20 protein-coding genes are annotated in these 19,848 nt (G+C 72.5%); 14 read left to right on the top strand and 6 right to left on the bottom strand.

Going from position 1 to position 19,848, the window contains the following annotated elements; translation table 11 throughout:
• The first annotated feature begins 10 nt into the window (after positions 1-10).
• Both prfA and prmC read left to right on the top strand, forming a co-directional pair.
• The gene (gene prfA / locus ACOOHC_RS14275; RefSeq protein ID WP_420451076.1) at positions 11-1,132 is read left to right on the top strand and encodes a peptide chain release factor 1; all 1,122 of its coding nucleotides are present in this window, start codon (positions 11-13) and stop codon (positions 1,130-1,132) included.
• Positions 1,133-1,160: 28 nt separating this feature from the next.
• On the top strand, positions 1,161-2,027 hold the full coding sequence (prmC, locus tag ACOOHC_RS14270; protein WP_420451075.1) for a peptide chain release factor N(5)-glutamine methyltransferase: 867 nt from the start codon (positions 1,161-1,163) through the stop codon (positions 2,025-2,027).
• A 15-nt stretch (positions 2,028-2,042) separates the two neighbouring features.
• Here the strand turns inward: prmC and gtfA are convergent, their stop codons facing one another.
• The 4 genes from gtfA to ACOOHC_RS14250 form a co-directional block, all read right to left on the bottom strand.
• Positions 2,043-3,470 (bottom strand): sucrose phosphorylase, encoded by a 1,428-nt coding sequence (gene gtfA / locus ACOOHC_RS14265; RefSeq protein WP_420451074.1) that lies wholly within the window; start codon positions 3,468-3,470, stop codon positions 2,043-2,045.
• A gap of 22 nt (positions 3,471-3,492) precedes the next feature.
• The gene (locus ACOOHC_RS14260) at positions 3,493-3,888 is read right to left on the bottom strand and encodes a TerB family tellurite resistance protein (RefSeq protein ID WP_420451073.1); all 396 of its coding nucleotides are present in this window, start codon (positions 3,886-3,888) and stop codon (positions 3,493-3,495) included.
• Positions 3,885-6,122 carry a prolyl oligopeptidase family serine peptidase gene (locus ACOOHC_RS14255; RefSeq protein WP_420451072.1) on the bottom strand — a complete coding sequence of 746 codons (2,238 nt, stop codon included), beginning with the start codon at positions 6,120-6,122 and terminating at the stop codon, positions 3,885-3,887. Before ACOOHC_RS14255 ends, ACOOHC_RS14260 begins: the two co-directional genes overlap by 4 nt.
• Before the next feature lie 101 nt (positions 6,123-6,223).
• A complete protein-coding gene (locus ACOOHC_RS14250) occupies positions 6,224-7,228 on the bottom strand; it encodes a nucleoside hydrolase (RefSeq protein ID WP_420451071.1) in 1,005 nt (334 codons plus the stop codon).
• A gap of 38 nt (positions 7,229-7,266) precedes the next feature.
• On the opposite strand from ACOOHC_RS14250, the gene ACOOHC_RS14245 reads away from it, so the two are divergent.
• Positions 7,267-8,154 carry a hypothetical protein gene (locus tag ACOOHC_RS14245; RefSeq protein WP_420451070.1) on the top strand — a complete coding sequence of 296 codons (888 nt, stop codon included), beginning with the start codon at positions 7,267-7,269 and terminating at the stop codon, positions 8,152-8,154.
• A gap of 76 nt (positions 8,155-8,230) precedes the next feature.
• On the opposite strand, the gene ACOOHC_RS14240 is transcribed toward ACOOHC_RS14245, so the two are convergent.
• Positions 8,231-9,715 carry an acetyl-CoA acetyltransferase gene (locus tag ACOOHC_RS14240; RefSeq protein WP_420451069.1) on the bottom strand — a complete coding sequence of 495 codons (1,485 nt, stop codon included), beginning with the start codon at positions 9,713-9,715 and terminating at the stop codon, positions 8,231-8,233.
• A gap of 126 nt (positions 9,716-9,841) precedes the next feature.
• Here ACOOHC_RS14240 and rpiB point away from each other — a divergent pair, with 126 nt between their 5' ends.
• A complete protein-coding gene (rpiB, locus tag ACOOHC_RS14235) occupies positions 9,842-10,312 on the top strand; it encodes a ribose 5-phosphate isomerase B (RefSeq protein ID WP_420451068.1) in 471 nt (156 codons plus the stop codon).
• 71 nt (positions 10,313-10,383) lie between these two features.
• Positions 10,384-11,625, top strand: a complete 1,242-nt coding sequence (glyA, locus tag ACOOHC_RS14230; RefSeq protein WP_420451067.1) for a serine hydroxymethyltransferase — start codon at positions 10,384-10,386, stop codon at positions 11,623-11,625.
• A 48-nt stretch (positions 11,626-11,673) separates the two neighbouring features.
• Here the strand turns inward: glyA and ACOOHC_RS14225 are convergent, their stop codons facing one another.
• Entirely contained in the window at positions 11,674-12,609 is a 936-nt protein-coding gene (locus ACOOHC_RS14225) for an AIM24 family protein (protein ID WP_420451066.1), read from the bottom strand.
• A gap of 101 nt (positions 12,610-12,710) precedes the next feature.
• Here ACOOHC_RS14225 and ACOOHC_RS14220 point away from each other — a divergent pair, with 101 nt between their 5' ends.
• From ACOOHC_RS14220 to atpA, 9 genes are all read left to right on the top strand, one after another.
• Complete coding sequence (locus ACOOHC_RS14220) at positions 12,711-14,222, top strand: glycosyltransferase family 4 protein (protein WP_420451065.1); 1,512 nt, start codon at positions 12,711-12,713, stop codon at positions 14,220-14,222.
• Positions 14,223-14,352: 130 nt separating this feature from the next.
• Complete coding sequence (locus ACOOHC_RS14215) at positions 14,353-14,712, top strand: hypothetical protein (RefSeq protein WP_420451064.1); 360 nt, start codon at positions 14,353-14,355, stop codon at positions 14,710-14,712.
• Positions 14,713-14,714: 2 nt separating this feature from the next.
• Complete coding sequence (locus tag ACOOHC_RS14210) at positions 14,715-15,164, top strand: ATP synthase subunit I (protein WP_420451063.1); 450 nt, start codon at positions 14,715-14,717, stop codon at positions 15,162-15,164.
• A gap of 36 nt (positions 15,165-15,200) precedes the next feature.
• Positions 15,201-15,971 carry a F0F1 ATP synthase subunit A gene (gene atpB / locus ACOOHC_RS14205; protein WP_420451062.1) on the top strand — a complete coding sequence of 257 codons (771 nt, stop codon included), beginning with the start codon at positions 15,201-15,203 and terminating at the stop codon, positions 15,969-15,971.
• 56 nt (positions 15,972-16,027) lie between these two features.
• Positions 16,028-16,312 carry an ATP synthase F0 subunit C gene (gene atpE / locus ACOOHC_RS14200; RefSeq protein WP_420451061.1) on the top strand — a complete coding sequence of 95 codons (285 nt, stop codon included), beginning with the start codon at positions 16,028-16,030 and terminating at the stop codon, positions 16,310-16,312.
• 89 nt (positions 16,313-16,401) lie between these two features.
• Positions 16,402-17,043 carry a hypothetical protein gene (locus ACOOHC_RS14195; RefSeq protein ID WP_420451060.1) on the top strand — a complete coding sequence of 214 codons (642 nt, stop codon included), beginning with the start codon at positions 16,402-16,404 and terminating at the stop codon, positions 17,041-17,043.
• Between the two features lie 8 nt (positions 17,044-17,051).
• Positions 17,052-17,678 carry a hypothetical protein gene (locus ACOOHC_RS14190; protein WP_420451059.1) on the top strand — a complete coding sequence of 209 codons (627 nt, stop codon included), beginning with the start codon at positions 17,052-17,054 and terminating at the stop codon, positions 17,676-17,678.
• Positions 17,675-18,202 (top strand): ATP synthase F1 subunit delta, encoded by a 528-nt coding sequence (gene atpH / locus ACOOHC_RS14185; RefSeq protein WP_420451058.1) that lies wholly within the window; start codon positions 17,675-17,677, stop codon positions 18,200-18,202. Before ACOOHC_RS14190 ends, atpH begins: the two co-directional genes overlap by 4 nt.
• Before the next feature lie 18 nt (positions 18,203-18,220).
• Positions 18,221-19,813, top strand: a complete 1,593-nt coding sequence (gene atpA, locus ACOOHC_RS14180) for a F0F1 ATP synthase subunit alpha (protein WP_420451057.1) — start codon at positions 18,221-18,223, stop codon at positions 19,811-19,813.
• Positions 19,814-19,848: the final 35 nt, after the last annotated feature.

Raw genomic sequence — 19,848 nt, 5'->3', positions numbered from 1 at the left:
CGACGGTCCGATGTTGGACCGGTTGGCGCAGATCGTCGAGGAGCACGAGACGCTCGAGCACCAGCTCGCCGACCCCACGGTGCTCGCCGACCCCGACCGGTTGCGCGTCGCCTCGAAGCGGTACAACGACCTCGGGCCGGTGGTCGCGACGTACCGGCGCCACGCCGCCCGGCGCGCCGACGCCGAGGCGGCGCGCCAGATGCTCGACGGCGCCACGGGAGACGACCGACGGATGCTCGTCGAAGAGATCGACGCGGCGACGGCCGAGCTCGAGGTGCTCGAGGACGAGCTGCGCGAGGCGATGCTGCCCGACGACCCCCACGACGGTCGTCCGGTGATCGTCGAGATCCGCGGTGCCGAGGGCGGGGAGGAGGCGAACCTCTTCGCGCGCGACCTGTACGAGATGTACCGGGCGTTCGCCACCTCGCGCGGCTGGGACGTGTCCACGCTGTCGTCGAGCGTGAGCGAGCGGGGTGGGTACGGCGACGTAACCTTCGAGGTCAGCGGGGACGGCGCGTGGCGGGGGATGAAGTACGAGGGCGGTCCGCACCGGGTGCAGCGAGTCCCCGCCACCGAGAGCCAGGGCCGTGTGCACACCTCGTCGGCGACGGTGACGGTGCTGCCCGAGGTCGACGACGTCGAGGTCCACCTCGACGAGCGCGACCTCCAGGTCGACGTCTACCGCTCGAGCGGCGCCGGAGGGCAGCACGTGAACACGACGGACTCGGCGGTCCGCATCACCCACCTGCCCACCGGCGTGGTGGTGACGATGCAGGACGAGCGGTCCCAGCTGCAGAACCGCACCCGGGCGCTGAAGGTGCTGCGCGCCCGGTTGTTCGAGCGAGCGACCTCGGAGCGCTCCGAGTCGCTCTCGCGCGAGCGGCGCTCCCAGGTCGGCGGCGGTGGGCGCAGCGAGAAGATCCGCACCTACAACTTCAAGGAGAACCGGTTGACGGACCACCGCATCGGCTTCACCGTCCACCGCCTCTCCGACGTGCTCGCCGGCGACCTCGGCGCCGTCGTCGACGCGCTGGCCGCCGACGAGCGGGCCCGCCTGCTCGCCGAGGGCGCGGGAGGCGACGTCGGGGGCGCCGGCCCGCACGGCGGCGTCACGGGTGGCGGGGCGCGGTGAGCTCGCGTCGATCGCAGGGGGCGGGTCGGTGAGCGACCCGTCGCCGGTCGTGACGTGGAGGAGCCTGCTGGCCGAGACGGCGTCGTCCGTCGGCGGCCGGGCCCACGCGCGCTGGATGTGCGAGACGGCTGCGTCGGTCTCGTCCGCCGAGCTCGACTCGATGCTCGACGACCACCCGACGCACCGGATGGTGCGGCACCTGGACTCGATGGTCGAGCGCGCCCGGCTCGGCGAACCGATCCAGTACGTGCTCGGGCGGTGGGGGTTCCGCCACCTCGACCTCGCCGTCGACCGTCGCGTCCTGATCCCGCGCCCGGAGACCGAGGCCGTGGTCGAGGTCGCCGTCGACCTCGCGTCCGCCACCGGTCCGACCCGGGTGGTGGCCGACCTCGGGACCGGGTCGGGGGCGATCGCGCTCGCCCTCGCCGACGAGCTCCCCGTGGTCGGCACCACGGTGTGGATGACCGACGTGTCGTCCGACGCGCTGGCGGTGGCGCAGGCGAACCTCGCCGGCCTCGGTCGGGCGGCGGTGAACGTGCGCATCGCGCAGGGCTCGTGGTGCGACGCGCTGCCCGCCGGGGTGGACTTCGACGTGATCGTCGCGAACCCGCCCTACGTCGCCGACGCCTCCGACGAGCTCGAGGCGATCGTGCGCGACTGGGAACCTCCGGGGGCGCTGTTCGCCGGCGCCGACGGCCTCGACGCGATCCGCGAGATCGTGCCCGCCGCGATCGCTCGGCTGCGACCGGGGGGATCCTGCGTGATCGAGCACGGCCACGACCAGGGCCCGCGCGTGCGTGCGCTGATGGCGTCGGCCGGCTACGTCGAGGTGCGCACCCGCAGCGACCTGTCGGGATCGGACCGGGTCACCTCCGCTCGGCGCCCCGGCGCCTGAGCGGTCCGGCGCCGGTCAGTGGACGACGACCTCGCCGGTGGCGAGGTGCACCGTGCGGTCGGCCGTCGCCGAGCCGTTCCTCCACCGCATCCGCAGCGCGCCCGCGGGGGCGTCGACGAGCTCGAACTCCCCGCCGAACGCCTCGTCGGAGGCACGCCACCGGAGCATGTCGAGCAGGTCGCGCACGACGGGGCGCCGCAGCGCGTCGTCGACCTCGCCCGGGGTGTAGCGGTGGCGGTTGATGTCGCGGCCGACACCGGTCCGCTCGAGCAGGTCGACGTCGTTCGACCCGGCGAGCAGCCCGACGTAGTACACCTGCGCGATGCCGGGCAGCATGAGCTGCACGAGGCGGGCCGCGAGGTAGGTCGCGTCGTCGCGACCCAGGGCGTCGTAGAAGGTCGAGTTGACCTGGTACAGGTCGAGGTTGGACGCCGACGACCCCGTGGCCCGCCGACTCGCGCCCCCGGTGCGTTCGTGGATTCCCTCGACGAGCGCGTCGATCCGCTCGGGGGCCAGCAGCGGGGGCCGCGCCGGGTCGTGCGGGTCGAGGCCCACGTCGACGATGCCGATGCCGTCGTGGGTGTCGAGGACGTTGATCGCGTTCGTCGGTCGCACCCGGATCCAGTCGACGAGGGGGGCGGTGTCACCGGTCGAGATCGCGTCGATCAGCAGCGGGGGGAGCGCGAAGTCGTAGACGCGGTCGACGCGCTCGGCGACGGCGATCTGGTCGAGGTGGTGACCGTGGATCTCGACGAGCACCGACATCGAGCGGTCGCGGGCGGCGGCGGCGAGGCGGTCGACGAAGTCGAAGGTCTCGGGGATCATGAAGCACGACGTGCCGGCGCGCTTGATCGCGTACCCGATCGCGTCGAGCCGCACCTGGGCGATCCCGGCGTCCGCGAAGCGGTCGAGGATCCGGGTCAGGTACCCCCACCCCTGCTCGGTCTCGACGTCGATGTCGATCTGCTCGTGGGTGAAGGTCGACCACACCAGCCGCGACGACCCGTCGTCGAAGGTGACCGGGTGGAACAGCGGCGTGGGGCGGGGACGGTGGATCGCTGCGGTCTCGGCGTCGGTCGGGAGGTGACCGAACACCCGCTCGGGGGTGAGGAACATCGCGCCGTGGTCGGAGTCGTCGCCGTGGGCGAGCCAGTCGAGAAAGGGCGCCGACCCGCTGGACACGTGGTTCACGATCAGGTCCGACATCACGTCGAGGTCGTCGGCGAGGTGCGCGACGTCGTCCCAGGCGCCGATGCGCGGGTCGACCGCGGTGTGGTCGACGGGGTCGAACCCGGCGTCGCTGCCGTCGATCGGGACGAAGAACGGGAGCAGGTGCACCCCGCCGAACGCCCCGGCGAGGGGACCGCTGAGCAGTCGGTGCACGCCGGCGACGTCGGCGGCCAACCGGTCGGCGTAGGTGATCAGCTGGGGAGCGTCTCGCACGGCGGTGGCGTCGGTCGGGGTGTCAGTCGAAGCGGACGGCGACCTCGGCGAGGATCGACCCCTCCGCCGGGCTCACGTCGTCGTCCGCGCCGGCGATGTCGCGCGCCGCCGAGAAGAGCGCCGAGCGCAGGACGCGGCTGTTGATCGACGCGTCGATCCCGTCGAGGAAGGCGTCGATCGTGTCGTCCTGGAGGGCGGTGCGGGCCGCGGCGATCGCCGGTCGGAGGTGCTCCTCGAAGGCCCGGTCGTCGTCGCGCCACTCGGCGGCGATCTCGCGCATCACCTCGACCTCGGCGTCGTCGATGCGATCGTCGGCGAGCATCACGAGCGACAGCAGCTCGAGGGCCGCCCGGTGCTCGGACCCCGCCGTCGCGTGGACCGCGACCCCTCGGTACAGCTCGTCGAGTCGTCGGTTCACGGTCGCCTCCTCCCCGCCACCGGGTGGCTCCCGGAGGTCGTCGCGGACGATGTTCCCAGATCGAGCCCGAGCGCACGCGCCAGGAAGTCGAGTTGGTGCCGCAGCAGGTTCTCCGCCACGACCTCCTGGGGGGTCATGTGGCTCACCCCGACGAGGGGCAGGACCTCGTGGGGACGGCCGGCGGCGAGCAGGGCCGACGAGAGCTGCAGGGTGTGCGCGGCGACGACGTTGTCGTCGGCCAGGCCGTGGATCAGCAGCAGGGGTCGGACGAGGTCCGCGGCGAGGGGGAGCAGCGAGCTCGCGTCGTAGGCGGCGGCTCCGCCCTCGGCGAAGGGATCGCCGAGGTAGCGCTCCGTGTAGTGGGTGTCGTACAGCCGCCACTCGGTCACCGGCGCCCCGGCGATCGCGGCGTGGAACACGTCGGGGCGTCGCAGGACGGCGAGCGCGGCGAGGTAGCCGCCGAAGCTCCACCCGCGGATCGCCACCCGGTCGAGGTCGAGCACCCCCGTGCGCTCGGCGACCGCCTCGAGCACGTCGATCTGGTCGTCGAGCGGCGGACCCGCGAGGTCGCCGCGGACGGCGCGCTCGAACTCCGCTCCGCGGCCGGGGGTGCCGCGGCCGTCGGCGACGACGACGGCGAAGCCCTGGTCGGCGAACCACTGCGACGAGAGGTGCGCGTCGTGGGAGGCGACGACGCGCTGGGCGTGCGGCCCGCCGTAGGGGTCGACGAGGACCGGGAGCAGCCCGTCGTCGCCGGGGTCGCGACCGGTCGGCAGGAGCACGGCGGTCGCCAGGTCGCGCGGCCCGGAGCGGGAGAACGAGATGTTCGGCGAGAACGACGGCGCCTCGGCGTGGGTGGCGATCCGCGCCACCTCGTCGGAGTCGACGAGCACCCGGAACGTGGCGCCCGGCTCGTCGAGCACGACGGAGCGGATCACCGTCGTCGATCCCCCGACCTCGGCGGTGTGGACGCCGGGCTCCTCGGTCCACCGCCGCGGCGCGTCGACGTCGGGGCCGGCTGCACCGCCGCGGACCGCGCCGTCCGCGCCGTCGCCGACGTCGACGGTCCAGACGTGCACCTCGGTGGGCCGGTCGAGGTCGTTCGCGCGGAAGGTGATCCGCGTCGATGCGCCCCGGTCGTCGGGCGCGGCCGCGATCACCGACCGCACCTGCAGATCCATCGACGTCACCGCGTCGTCGTCGACGTGGAGGCGGCGGACCCCGTCACGGTCCGAGGCGGTGAGGAGCCGCCCGCCCGCGAGCAGCCGCGGGACCCCCGGGACGTTCTCGATCCACGCGTCGTCGTAGTCGCTCGCGAGGGGGACCGCCTCGCACGCGCCCAGGTCGACCCGCATCGCCATCGACCCGCGCTGGTCGCGCGACTGCACGGAGATCAGCAGGCCCTCGTCGGACCAGTCCACCGAGGCGAGGTAGGGGAAGAACCCACGGTCCCAGTCGATCTCGCGGCGCGTCCCGTCGAGGTCGAACAGGTGCAGGGTGACGATCGCGTTGTCCGTGCCCGCCGCGGGGTAGCGCACGGTGCGCGCCGCCTCGGCGGGTCGCGCCGGATCGGAGATCGTCCACGACTCGACGGGCCCCTCGTCGACCCGGCAGGCGACGATCGAGCGACCGTCGGGGCTCCACCAGAACCCACGATCGCGACCCATCTCCTCGGCGGCGACGAAGTCCGCGCCACCCCACGAGACGGTGTCGCGCTCCTTCGGATCGTCGCCGGCGAGCACCCGGGTCGTGCCGTCGAGCTCGCCGAGCACGAGTCGGCGACCGCTGACGTACGCGAGGCGCGACGCGGTGGGGTCCGGGCGGGGGTCGAACACCGGGCCGTCGACGGGCAGGGCGCGCGCCCGGCCGCTGAGCAGCCCCGCGGTGAACAGCCGTCCGTCGAGGGCGAACGCCACCACCTCGCAGGAGCGGTCGGTCGCGTACGAGCCGATGCCCGAGGTGCCGTCGCGCGCTCGCTCGCGTCGGGCGCGCTCGGCGTCGTCGATGTCGCCGTCGGTGGGGTCCGCGCCCCCCAGCAGGGTCCGGGGGTCGGCGACGAGGCGCTCCCGGCCCGTGGCGACGTCGAGGACCCACAGCGAGTTGACGGGGTCGTCGCCGGCCGTCGACCGGAGGAACACGACCCGTCGGCCGTTGGGCGAGACCGTGACGTCTCGCGGCGCGCCGAGGGTGAAGCGCTGGGTTCGCGCGGACTGCCGGGGGAACGTGTCGCTCACCCGGATCACACTACGACTCGGCGTGCGACGGCACCGGGGGTCGGCGCGGGCACCGCTGCGCACGGCCGGGGCGCGATCGCGGAGGCGCCGCCGAAGCGAGCTCAGGGACAGGCGCTCGCCGCGGCGAGCACCAGCGCGAACGCCGCGTCGGCGTCGACGTCGGTGAGGATCGAGCAGTTCGGCTCGGCGCGCTCGCGCAGGTCGCGCTCGTCGATCACGGTCATCCCGGCGGTGTGCTCGCCGCGCGTCTCGATCACCACGTGGCGCCGGTGCGACGTGAACAGGTGCGGGTGGGTGATCGCGAGCACGGCGAGCGGGTCGTGCAGCGCCGCGCCGCGCAGCGCCCCGTCGTCGTGGCGGGCGAGGTACGTCTCGGTGAAGAACTCGAACAGGCCGACGAGCAGCCCGGTCAGCTGCCCCGGGACCTCCCGCATCGCGGCGATCCGCTCCGGGGTGACCTGGAACCGGTGGGTGACGTCGAGCCCGGCCATGATCAGCTCGCCCGCCGCCGCCCCGGGGGTCGACGGATCGAACGCGTCGAACACCACGGCGGCCGCCTCGGGATCCGCCCAGATGTTGAACTCCGCGGCCGGCGATCGGTTCCCGAAGCTCCCACCTCCCATCAGCGACACCCCGGCGATGCACCCGGGCAGGTCGGGCGCGAGGCGGAAGGCGAGGCCGATGTCGGTCAGCGGCCCGACGGGGACGAGCCACGTGCCCTCCTCGGCGCGGCACGTCTCGATGATGAACTCGACGCCGTCGGTCCCGTCGAGCGGCGTCGTCGGCTCGGGGAGGTCGGCTCCGTCGAGGCCGGACTCCCCGTGGACGAACGCCGCCGGGCTGGGTTCGACGAGCAGGGGCCGGACGCACCCGCGGTGGACGGGGGCGTCGAGGCCGATCAGGTCGCGCATCACGAGGGCGTTGCGCGTCGTGCGGTCGATGTCGGCGTTGCCGGCGACGGTGACGACGCCGCGGACGTCGGCGAGGTGCGCGGCCACGACGAGCGCGACCGCGTCGTCGTGCCCGGGGTCGCAGTCGATGATCATCCTCGGCCGTGGCTCGGCGGAGCCGGCCGGGTCGCCGACCGGCTCGGGGGTGGTCGTCATCCGCCGAGCTTGGCAGGCGGTGGTGCACACTGGCCGACATGGAGTCGCACCGCTCCCGACGACGACCGTGGCGCTCGGTGGGCGTCGCCGCCGCGCTCTCGTGCGCGGCGGCGGGCTGCTCGAGCGCCGAGGAGGCGGCGACGGTGCCGACGGCGACGGGCGAGGCGTCGACGAGCCGAGCCGACGGCGACGTGTTCACCCGGGCCGAGACCGACGTCGGCCCAGGGGCGGGCCCGACCTCGGCCGCGCCGCCCGGTCCGCCGACCACGTCGCCCGTCGACGGGTCCTCGGCTGCGACGGCGCGGAGCGACGCGGCGCCGATCACCCCGCCGGTCGTCGAGTCGCTCCCGGCGGTGGCCGAGACGGGGGTCCCGGGGATCGACAGCGACGATGCCTTCTGCCGGGCGTGGAGCGAGTACGCGGGGTCCTTCGCCGCTCTCGCCTTCGCGTGGGAGGTCCGTCCCCCGGCCGAGGCCGCGCGCCTCGAGGTCGCGGCGGCACCGGCGCTGCGCGCCGCGGTCGCGGACCTGGCCGAGGCCCTCCCCGACGAGCTCGAGGCGCAGCGTGAGGCGTTCACCGTCGACTTCCCCGCGCCGATGCTGCGACGGTCCTCGCGCGCGATCACCCTGCTCGGCGAGGCCGGCGCCGACGACGCCGCGATCGCGGCTCTGGGCGAGGCGTGGATCGACGAGCTGGCGGACGAGGGGTTCGACTCGCCGACCCTCGACGTCGACGCGCCGCCCGCACCCGAGGCGCTCGCCGCCGCCGCCGCCGACTTCGCCGCGGCCGTGCCCTCCATCCGCGAGGACCCGTCGCTCGACACGACCGCGATCGACATCTCCGAGGCGCTCGACCACCTGTCGGCGAACTGCCCGGACCAGGGCACGCTGGCCGGCGACGACGACGTCGGCGGCGACACCGGGTGAGCGAGCGGCGCCCCGCACGATCGGCCTCGCCGAGGACCCCCCGCCCGTCGAGCCGCTCCGGACGTGGAGGGCGGCGTCAGACGTGGAGGGTGGCGTCGTCGTCGAGGCGGACCCCGATGCCCACCCACTCGCCGTCGCACATCGCGGCGGCGGTGCCCGGGTCGGACGACCGCCCCCAGGCGCGGCGGCCGTCGTCGGTCCGGCAGGCCGTGAGGGCGGTCTCGGGATCACCGTCTCGGCTGAACATCACGGTGTACGCCTCCACGTGCACGTCGCCGGCCGCCTCGGCGCCGATCGCCAGCTCCCGCTTCGGGAGGGCGTCGATCTCGTCCTGCGGGGACTCGTGGCGGAAGCCCCCCGACGGCGGGTTCGTCGAGTAGAGCCCGAAGGAGTGCTTGGTCGCGTAGCCTCCGTTCGCCCACACCAGGCCGACCTCGCCGCGACGTTCGCGCAGCTCGGTGACGATCGTCGCGATCGCGTGCATCGGGTAGTCGTTCCACGGCCCGCCGCAGAACGGCAGACCGCCCGTGCGCGACCACTGCCGCTCGAACGGGTCGATGCCGAGCGACCGGGCACCGAGCTGGACGGCCGACGGGAAGCACGAGTACAGGTCGATCAGGGCGACGTCGTCGATGTCGAGCCCGGCGAGGGAGAGCGCTCGCGATCCTCCGAGCTCGATCGCCGGGGTGCGCGAGAACGTGTCGCGGTTCGACACGAAGTCGTGCTCGTGGCAGTCCGTCCCGGCGAGCGGGAACACCCACCGGTCCTCGTCGATCCCGAGCCGTCGCGCCGCCTCGACCGAGCACATGATCACCGAGGCCGCCATGTCGACGTCGCTGTTGGAGTTCATCAGCTTCGGGTAGGGCAGGCCGATCATCCGGTTGCCGGCGGTGACGGTGGTGATCTCCTGGGGGGACCTGGCGTCGCGGATCCACGCGTTCGGGTTCCCGGCCGCGACGTGGCTCAGGTCGGACCAGAGGCGTCCGAGGCGCTCCTCGTGCTCGACCACGTCGCGCCCGTCGGCGGCGCGCAGGGCGGTCTCGAACATCGGGTAGATCTGCACCGGCTGCCAGATCCCCAGCTCGCGCTCGTGCGGGTGGTTCATCACCAGCTCCTCGCCGATGATCACCGGGTCGTCGTCGTCGTCCGCCTTCGGCCAGTCGAGGGTCACGTCCTCCTTGCGGGCGCGCATGTAGGTCCGGAACGCCTCGCCGCCGGCGAGCACCGCGACATCGGTCGACCCGGCCGCGATGTCGAGCGCCGTGCGGTTGACGAGCATCTGGGGGCTGTTGCCCCCGGGGGCGGACTCGGCGAGCTCGGCCCCCTCGATGCCGAGTCGGCCGGCGAGGAAGCGCGCGGCGTTGCGGTAGCGCCACCCGATGATGTTGACCACCCGCACGGAGTCGGCGGCGGGAGGGCCGTCGAGACCGGCGTCGGACGCGGCCTCGCGCACGGCGCGCTCCATGAGCGCGGCGGGTTCGAGCGCGTCGTCGAGGGAGTCGGCACGGTGCAGGTACTGCCCCACACCGACGACGACGGGGGTACGGGGGTCGAGATCCACGCCACGCACAGTACGAAGCGCGGGCACGAGCCCCGTGATCGGCGGGGAGGGGTCGGCTGCGGCCCGGCGCCGTGAACGGCCGACGGTGCGTGCCCGTTCCGGCGTCGGTCGTACACTTCGTCGGCGATGGCACGAATCGCGATCGGATCCGACCACGCCGGCTTCGACCTGAAGACCCACCTCGTCGGGTTCCTCGCGGCGGAGGGCCACGACGTCGACGACCACGGGACGGACACCCCCGATCCGGTCGACTACCCCGAGATCTGCGCGGCCGTCGGCCGGACGGTGGTCGCCGGGCGTGCCGAGCTGGGGATCGTCCTCGGCGGGAGCGGCCAGGGCGAGCAACTCGCGGCGAACACGGTGCGCGGGGTCCGTGCGGCGCTGTGCAACGACCTGTACACCGCGCGCCTCGCACGCGAGCACAACGACGCGAACGTGCTGTCGATGGGCGGGCGCGTCGTCGGCGCCGGCCTCGCCGAGGAGATCGTCGCCCTGTTCACCACGACGACGTTCGAGGGCGGCCGGCACCAGCGACGCGTCGACCAGATCACCGCACTGGAGGGTCGCTGCGGCGACGCCGACGACAGCGGCCGCTGAACCAGCCGAACCCACCGACACCCCGCCCCGCCCGCAGCTGCCACCCGACACCCACACCTCCGAGGACCACGATGCCCTTCCCCACGACCACCGACCCCGACACCGAGATCAGCGAGCTCCTCGACGCCGAGGTCGAGCGCCAGACGACCGGCCTGCAGCTGATCGCCAGCGAGAACTTCACCTCGCCCGCGGTCATGGCCGCGACCGGGTCGGTGCTCACCAACAAGTACTCCGAGGGCTACCCCGGCAAGCGCTACTACGGGGGCAACGGCGTCGTCGACTCGATCGAGCAGCTCGCGATCGACCGGGTGAAGGCGCTGTTCGGCGCCGAGCACGCCAACGTGCAGCCCCACTCGGGGGCGAACGCGAACATGTGCGTGTACCAGGCGCTGCTCGAGCCCGGTGACACCGTGCTGGGGCTCAGCCTCGACCACGGCGGCCACCTCACCCACGGGGCCTCGGTCAACGCCAGCGGGATCCACTACGACTTCGTCCCGTACGGCACCGGCGACGAGGACCGCATCGACGTGGACCGCCTGCGCGAGCTGGCGATCGAGCACCGCCCGAAGATGATCGTCGCGGGAACCACCTCCTACCCGCGCCGCCTCGAGCCCGAGCCGTTCCGCGCGATCGCGGACGAGGTCGGTGCCCTGCTGCTGTTCGACATCGCGCACCTCGCGGGCCTCGTCGCCGGCGGGGCCCACCCCAACCCGGTCCCGCTCGCCGACGTCGTCACCTTCACCACCCACAAGACGCTGCGCGGTCCGCGCGGCGGGTGCATCCTGTCGAAGGAGGTCCACGCGAAGGCCATCGACCGGGCCGTGTTCCCGGGCTGGCAGGGCGGACCGCTCGAGCACGTCATCGCCGGCAAGGCGATCGCGTTCCGCGAGGCGGCCGACCCCTCGTTCCGGGACTACGCGCACCAGGTCGTGGCCAACGCCTCCGCGCTGGCCGAGGCGCTCGCCGACGAGGGCTTCCGGCTGGTGTCGGGCGGCACCGACAACCACCTGATGGTGGTCGACCTCACCCCCTTCGACGCGGAGCTCACCGGCAAGGTGGCGCAGAACGTGCTCGACGACGCGGGGATCACGCTGAACAAGAACACCATCCCCGACGACCCGCGCAGCCCGTTCGTGACGAGCGGGGTGCGCATCGGCACCCCGTCCGTGACGACCCAGGGGATGGGCGTCGCCGAGATGTCCGTCATCGCACGGCTGATCTCGACGGCGCTGCGCGAGCGCGAGAGCGGCGACGCGCTGGCGAAGGTGCGCACCGAGGTCGCCGACCTCTGCGCGCGCTTCCCCGCCTACTGAGACCACCGACGAGCACGCACCGGTGCGGTCGCCACCGAGGCGGGCCGCTCAGTGCGAGTGGGGCTCGACCCCGCCCTCGGAGGGCTGCACGATGACGATGCCGTGACCCTCGAACCCGAGCTGGAAGGCCTCGCCCGAACCGAGCCCGACCAGCGCCTTGGCCTTCACGGTGCGGTTGAGCGACGTGGTGAGACCGGCGCTCCACGCCACCACGGCCTGCGGGTCGCCGAAGGTCGGCTGGTCGGTTCGCAGCACGACCGGGTCGCCATCGGTCGTGATCGCGACCCACCCGCGTCCGCTGAGGCGGGTGTTGAACAGCCCTCCGGTGAGCATGCCCGCTCCCTGGACGCGCTCGATGCTCCAGTCGAGGCTGCCCTCGAAGGCCAGGACGTTGCGGCCGTTGACGCTGAGCGCGCTCCCCTCGAGGTGCAGGAGGTGCACCTGGTCGGCGCGGTGCGCGAAGAAGACCTCGCCCTCGCCCGAGCAGCGCATCAACGGGACGCCTTCCCCGGTGGCGGCCTTCTTGAGGAACCGGCCGACGCCGCCGGCCCCCTCGTGGTCGAAGTCGACCCGTCCCTGGAAGGCGACCATCGCACCCTGGCGTGCGAGCACCGGCTCGCCGAGGCGCACCTTGAGCATCCTCGAGTTCTGCCGCACGACGCGCACGGAGGACGAGTCCTCCGAGAACCGACCCGACAGCAGCTCGGAGCGGATCCCGGCGACGGCGTCGCCGTCGGCGGGCGCGGCCGCAGCGGTGCCGACGGGTCCGTCGGGCCCGGTGGACGGAGCCGACGGGACCGGGTCGCCGACCAGCTGCTGCGCGACGGGGGGCTCGGGCTGGTGCCGCGACCGGGCGCTCGGGGACGGGGGAGGCGGGGGCCCGGGTCGGGGTCGCGTGCGCTCGGACCACGCCGTCCCGTCCCACCACCGCTCGACGCCGGGATCGCCGGCCGGGTCGGGGTACCACTGCTCGGGAGGTGACATGGTCCCGGACCGTATTCGACGGCGGGGGCCCCGTCACGGCCGTCGGGGTGGGTCCGGGGACGTCACGGGGAGCCCGCACCCGTGGCATAGGGTGGTGCTCCGTGCCGGAGATCGGGTCGTACCTCTTGATCGGCGTCGTGGCCGCCGGGGTCACGTTCGCGACGACACCGCTCGTGGCGCGCCTCGCTCGACGCCGGGGGTGGGTCTACCTCCCGAACGCACGCACGGTCCACACCGAGCCCCTCCCCGACGTCGGCGGGCTCGCGATGTTCCTCGGCTTCGCCGCGGCCCTCGCCGTCGCGTGGGCATCGGGCGACTTCGCCTCGCTGTTCCGCTCCAACTCCGAGCCGATCGGGGTCGTGCTCGCAGCGGTGCTGATCTTCGGCACCGGGTTCCTCGACGACGTGCGCGAGATCAGCGCGCCGGCCAAGGTGTTCGGGACGATGCTCGCCGGGATCGCGCTGGTCTGGTTCGGCGTCGTCATGGACTCGTTCCGCCTGCCCTACCTCGGCGAGACGATCCTCGCCCCCGACCTCAAGCCGCTGGTGATGGTGCTGTGGCTGCTCGGGATGAGCCAGGCGGTCAACCTGATCGACGGGCTCGACGGGCTCGCCGCGGGTGTCGTCGGCATCGGCGCGTACGCGTTCTTCCTGTACAGCCAGGAGGTGACCGCCCGCGGGTTGATCGACCCCGGCAACATCGGCCCGCTGTTCGCGATCATCGCCGTCGGGGTGTGCCTCGGCTTCCTCCCGCACAACTTCAACCCGGCTCGGATCATGATGGGCGACGGGGGAGCGCTGCTGCTCGGGCTGCTGCTGGCGGTCGCGACCAGCGTCGTGGGCGGTCGCGCCAGCTCCGGGCAGGAGTTCGTCGGCACGACGTACTTCTTCCTCGCCCCGATCGCGATCCCGCTGCTGATCCTCGGGGTCCCGATGCTCGACACCGCGTTCGCGATCGTGCGTCGGGCCACGACGCGCTCCTCGCTCGCCACGGCCGACAAGGGCCACCTCCACCACCGGCTGATCAACCTGGGCCACGGCCACCGGCGCAGCGTGCTGATCCTGTGGACCTGGACGGCGCTGCTGTCGGCGTTCGTCCTCTACCCGATCCTCACCGACCAGAACCCGCGGTACCTCCCGTTCGGCATGGCCGCCCTCGCGATCACCCTCTACACAGTCCTCCACCCGAACGTCATCGAGCAGCGCCGCCGCAACAGCACCCCGTCGCGCGGCCTCGAGCGCCCGGTCCCGGCCTCGATGCCCGGTGCGGCGGCGCCCCGGCCGGCCGGTGCGCCGGCCCCGCGGCACGCGGGCGCGCCGGCGATCGATCACGACGGGGAGCTCTCGACCCCGCGGCCGGTCGACCCCGCGCAGGCGCGCCTGTTCGAGCTCGAGGAGATCGCTCCCGTCGACGCCCGCGGCGGTCGCGGGGGCGCGGAGGTCGACGTCGACGTGATCGACTTCGATGCCGCCCGTCGCCTCCGGCGCGACCGTCGCGCCGGGCGCCCGGAGCCCACCACGGCCGGCGAGGGCGACGACCCCTCGAGCTCCTCGCCGGCGGACCCCGACGACGCCGGGCGGGCCGACCGGCGCTCGGGTGCGGGGGAGTCGTGAGGTTCGAGTCGCTGGGTTGCCGCCGACGGGCCCCCGCACTAGGTTGTGCATCCGTTCACAAGCGTGTCGGCCCGACCCGTGCTCCAGCCGGGGCACCCTCCGACGGCCCCGTGGAGACGGACCCGGATCGATGAAGCTCCTCCCGAAATCGCCCCAGGACGTGCGCGTCAACACCGACGACTCCCTCGGCCACGGGATGGACGCGGTGATCGTGCTGTGCCTCTTCGTCGGCGGCGGCTGGTTGCTCGACCGGGCCTTCGGCACCCTCCCGCTGCTCATGATCGTGATGACCGTGCTCGGCTCGGTCGGGCTCTTCGCACGCTTCTACTACAGCTACGCCGGGCGCATGGACCGCCACGACGCCGACCGCCGTGCGCGTGCCGCGGACGTGGCGGCACGGCGCGCCGGCCCGCTCGCCGCCCCGTCGCCGACCCCCGCGCCGAGCGACACCGGTGACCATCGCGGTCGTCCGGGCGGAGGGGTGGCGTGACCGTGGCCCGCCCGACCGGCACCGACACCTTCTCGACGCGCTTCGAGGGTCCCGCGCCCGAGGTCGGGGTGTCCAACGACATGATCCGTCGCGGCCTGATCGTGGCCCCGGTCCTCATCGGAGCGTGCGCCGTGGTGTGGGGTGGCGACGGCGCCTGGTCGAGCGCGTACGGGATCGCGATCGTGCTCGCCAACTTCGCTCTCGCGGCCGGGCTGATCGCCGTCGCCGCACGGATCTCGATCGCGCTGATGATGGGGGCGACGCTGTTCGGCTACCTCGTGCGGCTCGGGCTCATCTTCCTCGCCGTGCTGCTCGTCCGCGATGCGTCGTGGATTTCACTTCCGGCGCTCGGATCGACCATCATCGTGACGCACCTCGGGCTCCTGTTCTGGGAGATGAAGTACGTCGCCGCGTCGCTCGCCCATCCCGGCCTCAAGCCCACCCGCTCGTAATCCGCCCACCGCCTCCCCCACGAAACGGAACTCCACGTGTTCGGACTCGAATTCCCACCGATCAACGAACTGCTGCGCTGGCAGGACATCTTCCCGACGTTCAACAAGATCGCGCTGATCGCCGTCCTGGCGGCCGCGATCGGCATCGGGCTCTTCCTCCTCGCGAGCCGCAAGGACCCGATGGTCGCGCCCACCGGTGCGCGCAACCTCGCGGAGCAGTCGATCGAGTTCATCGAGGAGGGGATCGTGATGCAGACCCTCGGCAAGGAGGGGCTCAAGTGGACCCCGTTCCTGCTGAGCCTCTTCATCTTCATCTTCCTCTGCAACATCCCCGAGGTCATCCCGGTGTTCCAGATGCCGGCCACGGCGCGGATCGCGATCCCGCTGACGCTGTCGCTGCTGGTGTGGGTCGTCTACATCGGCACGGGCCTGAAGCACCAGGGCGCGGGCTACTTCAAGCACCTGCTCTGGCCGCCCGGGGTCCCCGTGGCGCTCAAGCCGCTCGTCGGCGCCATCGAGTTCTTCTCGACGATCATCGTCACCCCGTTCAGCCTCACCGTGCGACTCATGGCCAACATGCTCGCCGGGCACATCCTGCTCGTCACCTTCGCCCTGCTCACCGAGTCGCTCGTGCTCGCCGAGACGTACCAGTTCGCGCTGGTGCCGATGGGCATCCTGCCCTTCCTCATGCTGATGTTCCTGACCGGCTTCGAGATCCTCGTCGCGTTCCTCCAGGCCTACATCTTCGCCATCCTCGCCGCCGTGTACATCAGCAACTCGACCGCCGGCCACGGCGACGAGCACTGACCACGTCGACCCCGATCTCCCCTCACACAGAAACCACCACAGGAGAAGCACCCCACATGGAAGCTTTCAGCTCACTGGTCGCCGCGGCCGAAGACACCGGAGCGTTCAACCCGGACGAGAAGAACATCCAGGCCGCCGCCTCCGCCGGGTACGCCTACGGGCTCGCCGCGATCGGCCCGGGCATCGGCATCGGCTACCTCGTCGGCAAGTCGGTCGAGGCGATGGCTCGCCAGCCCGAGGCCGCCGGCATGGTGCGCACCACGATGTTCCTCGGCATCGCCTTCACCGAGGCGCTGGCGCTCATCGGCTTCGTGGTCTTCATCCTCCTCAAGTTCGCCTGATCCGGCGTGCCGACCCGCTCGGGTCCGCTCGATGCGGTCGAGGCGATCCATGAGTCCCATCCGAACACCCATCCAAGAACGGAGTTGACGTGCTGACTGCCGTCGTCACAACTTCACACTCCTCCGGACTCGTCCAGGTCTCGCTGCTCGAGGCCGAGGGCGGCCAGTGCGAGCGCACCGACCTCGACGGGAACCCCGAGTTCGCGTTCACCAGCGAGGACTGCCCGGAGCTCAACCCGATCGCCCCCGAACCCAAGGAGATGATCTGGGGATTCGGAGCGTTCGTGGTGCTGGCCGTGTGCCTGCGCTACTGGCTGTTCCCGAAGGTGCGCGAGGGGATGACCGCCCGCTACGAGCACATCCGCAGCGACCGCGAGAGCGCCGACACGCTGACCGCGGCGGCTCGCGCCGACGTGGCCGAGTACGAGGCGCGGCTCACCTCCGTGCGCGCCGAGGCGCAGCAGAAGGTCGACGCCGCCCGCGAGACCCTCGAGTCCGAGCGCGGCGAGCGCCTCGCCGAGGTGAACGAGCGCACCGCCGCCAAGCGTGCCGCCGCCCAGGATGAGGTCGAGCAGGCCCGCCAGGCGGCGATGGGCGACGTCGAGTCCGCCGTGACCGAGGTGGTGCGTCGGGCGACCGAGCTCGCCACCGGCCGCCGACCCGACGACTCCGCCGTCCGCTCGGCCGTGCAGCGGTCCATGGGTGCGAGCACGACGGGAGCCGGGTCGTGATCGCCGCCGTGAGCACCGCCGTCGCCTCCGTCGCCACCTCGTTCGCCGACGGGGTGCTGCGCGCCGACGTGGTGCCCAACGACGGCAGGGGCACCACCTCGCTGAACCCGATCCTGCCGCCGATCGGCGAGCTGATCATCGGCACCCTCGCCTCGGCGATCGTGTTCGGGCTGATCTGGAAGTTCGCCGGCGACCCGATCAAGAAGGGGCTCACCGACCGCACGGCACGGATCCAGGGCGAGCTCGACTCCTCCGCCGAGGCGCGGACGAAGGCCGAGGCCGAGGCCGCCGAGATCCGCCAGCAGCTCGGCGACGTGGACGGGGAGCGCAGCCGCCTCTTCGCCGAGGCCGACGGGCGGGCCGAGCAGATGCTCGCCGACGGGCGTGCGCGCCTGGAGGCCGAGGTGGCCGACCTCGAGGCCAAGGCCGACGCCGACATCGAGGCCGCCGCCGGTCGCGGTACCGACGAGATGCGCTCGGACATCTCGCGCCACGCCTCCCGGGCGATCGAGCCGAGCGTGCAGGCGACCCTCGACGACGAGACCCAGCAGCGCCTGATCGAGAACTTCATCCAGCGCGTCGGCAGCGGCGGACCCGCCGTCGACCCGGCCGCCAGCGCAGGAGCGACCTCATGAGCGACGCCCAGATCCAGGGATACGCACGGGCGCTGTTCGAGATCGCCCGCGCCGACGGCACCCTCGACGAGGTGGAGGACGAGCTGTTCCGCTTCGCTCGCTCGTACGAGTCGAGCGAGGAGCTGCGCAGCACGCTCTCCGACGATCGCATCCCCGCCGAGAAGCGGCAGTCGATCGTCGAGGACCTGCTCGGCCAGCAGGCGACGTCGACCACCACCCAGCTCGTGTCGATGGTGGTCGGCTCGGGTCACGCCCGCGACCTCCCGGCGATCGTCGACCGCCTCGTCGACCGGGCGAGCGAGTCCAAGCAGCTCGCCGTCGCCCAGGTGCGCACCGCCGTCGAGCTGACGCCCGACCAGCGCGACCGCCTCAAGGCCGCGCTCGAGAACGCCACCGGGAAGTCGCTCAACCTGAAGACGACCGTCGACCCGTCCGTGGTCGGAGGAGTCGTCGCGATCATCGGCGACGATGTCATCGACGACTCGGTCCGCACACGCATCGACCAACTCAAGAGCCGGCTCTGAGGCCGGGAGGGAACGAACATGGCTGAACTGACCATCTCCGCCGCCGACATCGCATCGGCGCTCACGAAGAACCTCGACGGCTACGAGCCCTCGGTCGAAGCCCGCACCGTCGGCCGCATCGTCGAGGTCGGCGACGGCATCGCGCGCGTCTCGGGCCTCCCCGGCGCCGCGGTCAACGAGCTGCTGGCGTTCGAGGACGGCTCGGTCGGCCTCGCGCTGAACCTCGACGAGGACTCGATCGGCGCCGTGGTGCTCGGTGACGTCGACCGGATCGAGGAGGGCCAGGCCGTCCGCTCCACCGGCGACATCCTCTCGATGCCCGTCGGCGACGCCGTCCTCGGGCGGGTCGTCAACGCCCTCGGCCAGCCGGTCGACGGCCAGGGTGAGATCACCGGCGCCATCGACCGTCGCATGGAGATCCAGGCCCCCGGCATCCTCGGGCGCAAGCCGGTGCACGAGCCGCTGCAGACCGGGATCAAGTCGATCGACGCGATGACCCCGATCGGGCGCGGCCAGCGCGAGCTGATCATCGGCGACCGCAAGACCGGCAAGACCGCCATCGCCGTCGACACGATCCTCAACCAGAAGGGTCTCGGCGTGAAGTGCATCTACGTCGCGATCGGCCAGAAGGGGTCGACGGTCGCCCAGACCGTCGACACCCTGCGCCAGGCCGGGGCGATGGAGTACACCGTCGTGGTGACGGCACCCGCCGCCGACCCGGCGCCGTTCAAGTACCTCGCCCCCTACGCCGGGTGCGCGATCGGCCAGCACTGGATGGACAACGGCGAGCACGCCCTCGTCGTGTACGACGACCTCTCCAAGCAGGCCGAGGCCTACCGCCAGCTCTCCCTCCTCCTGCGCCGCCCGCCGGGCCGCGAGGCGTACCCCGGTGACGTCTTCTACCTGCACAGCCGCCTGCTCGAGCGCGCCGCGAAGCTCTCCGACGAGAACGGCGCCGGTTCGCTGACCGCGCTGCCGATCATCGAGACCAAGGCCGGTGACGTCTCGGCGTTCATCCCGACCAACGTGATCTCGATCACCGACGGTCAGGTGTTCCTGCAGGACTCGCTGTTCAAGTCCGGTGTCCGCCCCGCCGTCGACGTCGGCATCTCGGTCTCGCGCGTGGGTGGCGACGCCCAGATCAAGTCGATGAAGTCGGTGGCCGGCACGCTCAAGCTCGATCTCGCCCAGTTCCGCGAGCTGGAGTCGTTCGCGACCTTCGGCTCCGAGCTCGACGCGGTGTCCAAGCGCCAGCTCGATCGCGGCTACCGCCTGGTCGAGCTGCTGAAGCAGCCGCTCAACTCGCCGATGCCCGTCGAGGAGCAGGTCGTGTCGATCTTCGCCGGTACCAAGGGCTACCTCGACGACCTGCCCACCGGCGACGTCCAGCGCTTCGAGGCGGAGCTCCTCGAGCACATGCGCTCGAGCCAGTCCGGCCTGCTCGAGGAGATCAAGACCTCCAAGGTCCCCGACTCGCTGGCCGACGTGATCGAGTCGTTCAAGTCGAGCTTCCAGGTCACCGACGCCGACGGCAACCGCGTCGACCCCTCGACCGTCGAGGCCGAGGAGATGGGCGACGCCGAGTCGCAGAAGACGCTGGCGACCGAATGACCCGCCGTCGATCGCACCGCCGCGGTGCCCGGAAC

This window comes from Ilumatobacter sp. (genome assembly GCF_965215205.1).
Classification (GTDB): domain Bacteria; phylum Actinomycetota; class Acidimicrobiia; order Acidimicrobiales; family Ilumatobacteraceae; genus Ilumatobacter_A.
This window is presented reverse-complemented; position numbering and strand designations above follow the sequence as displayed.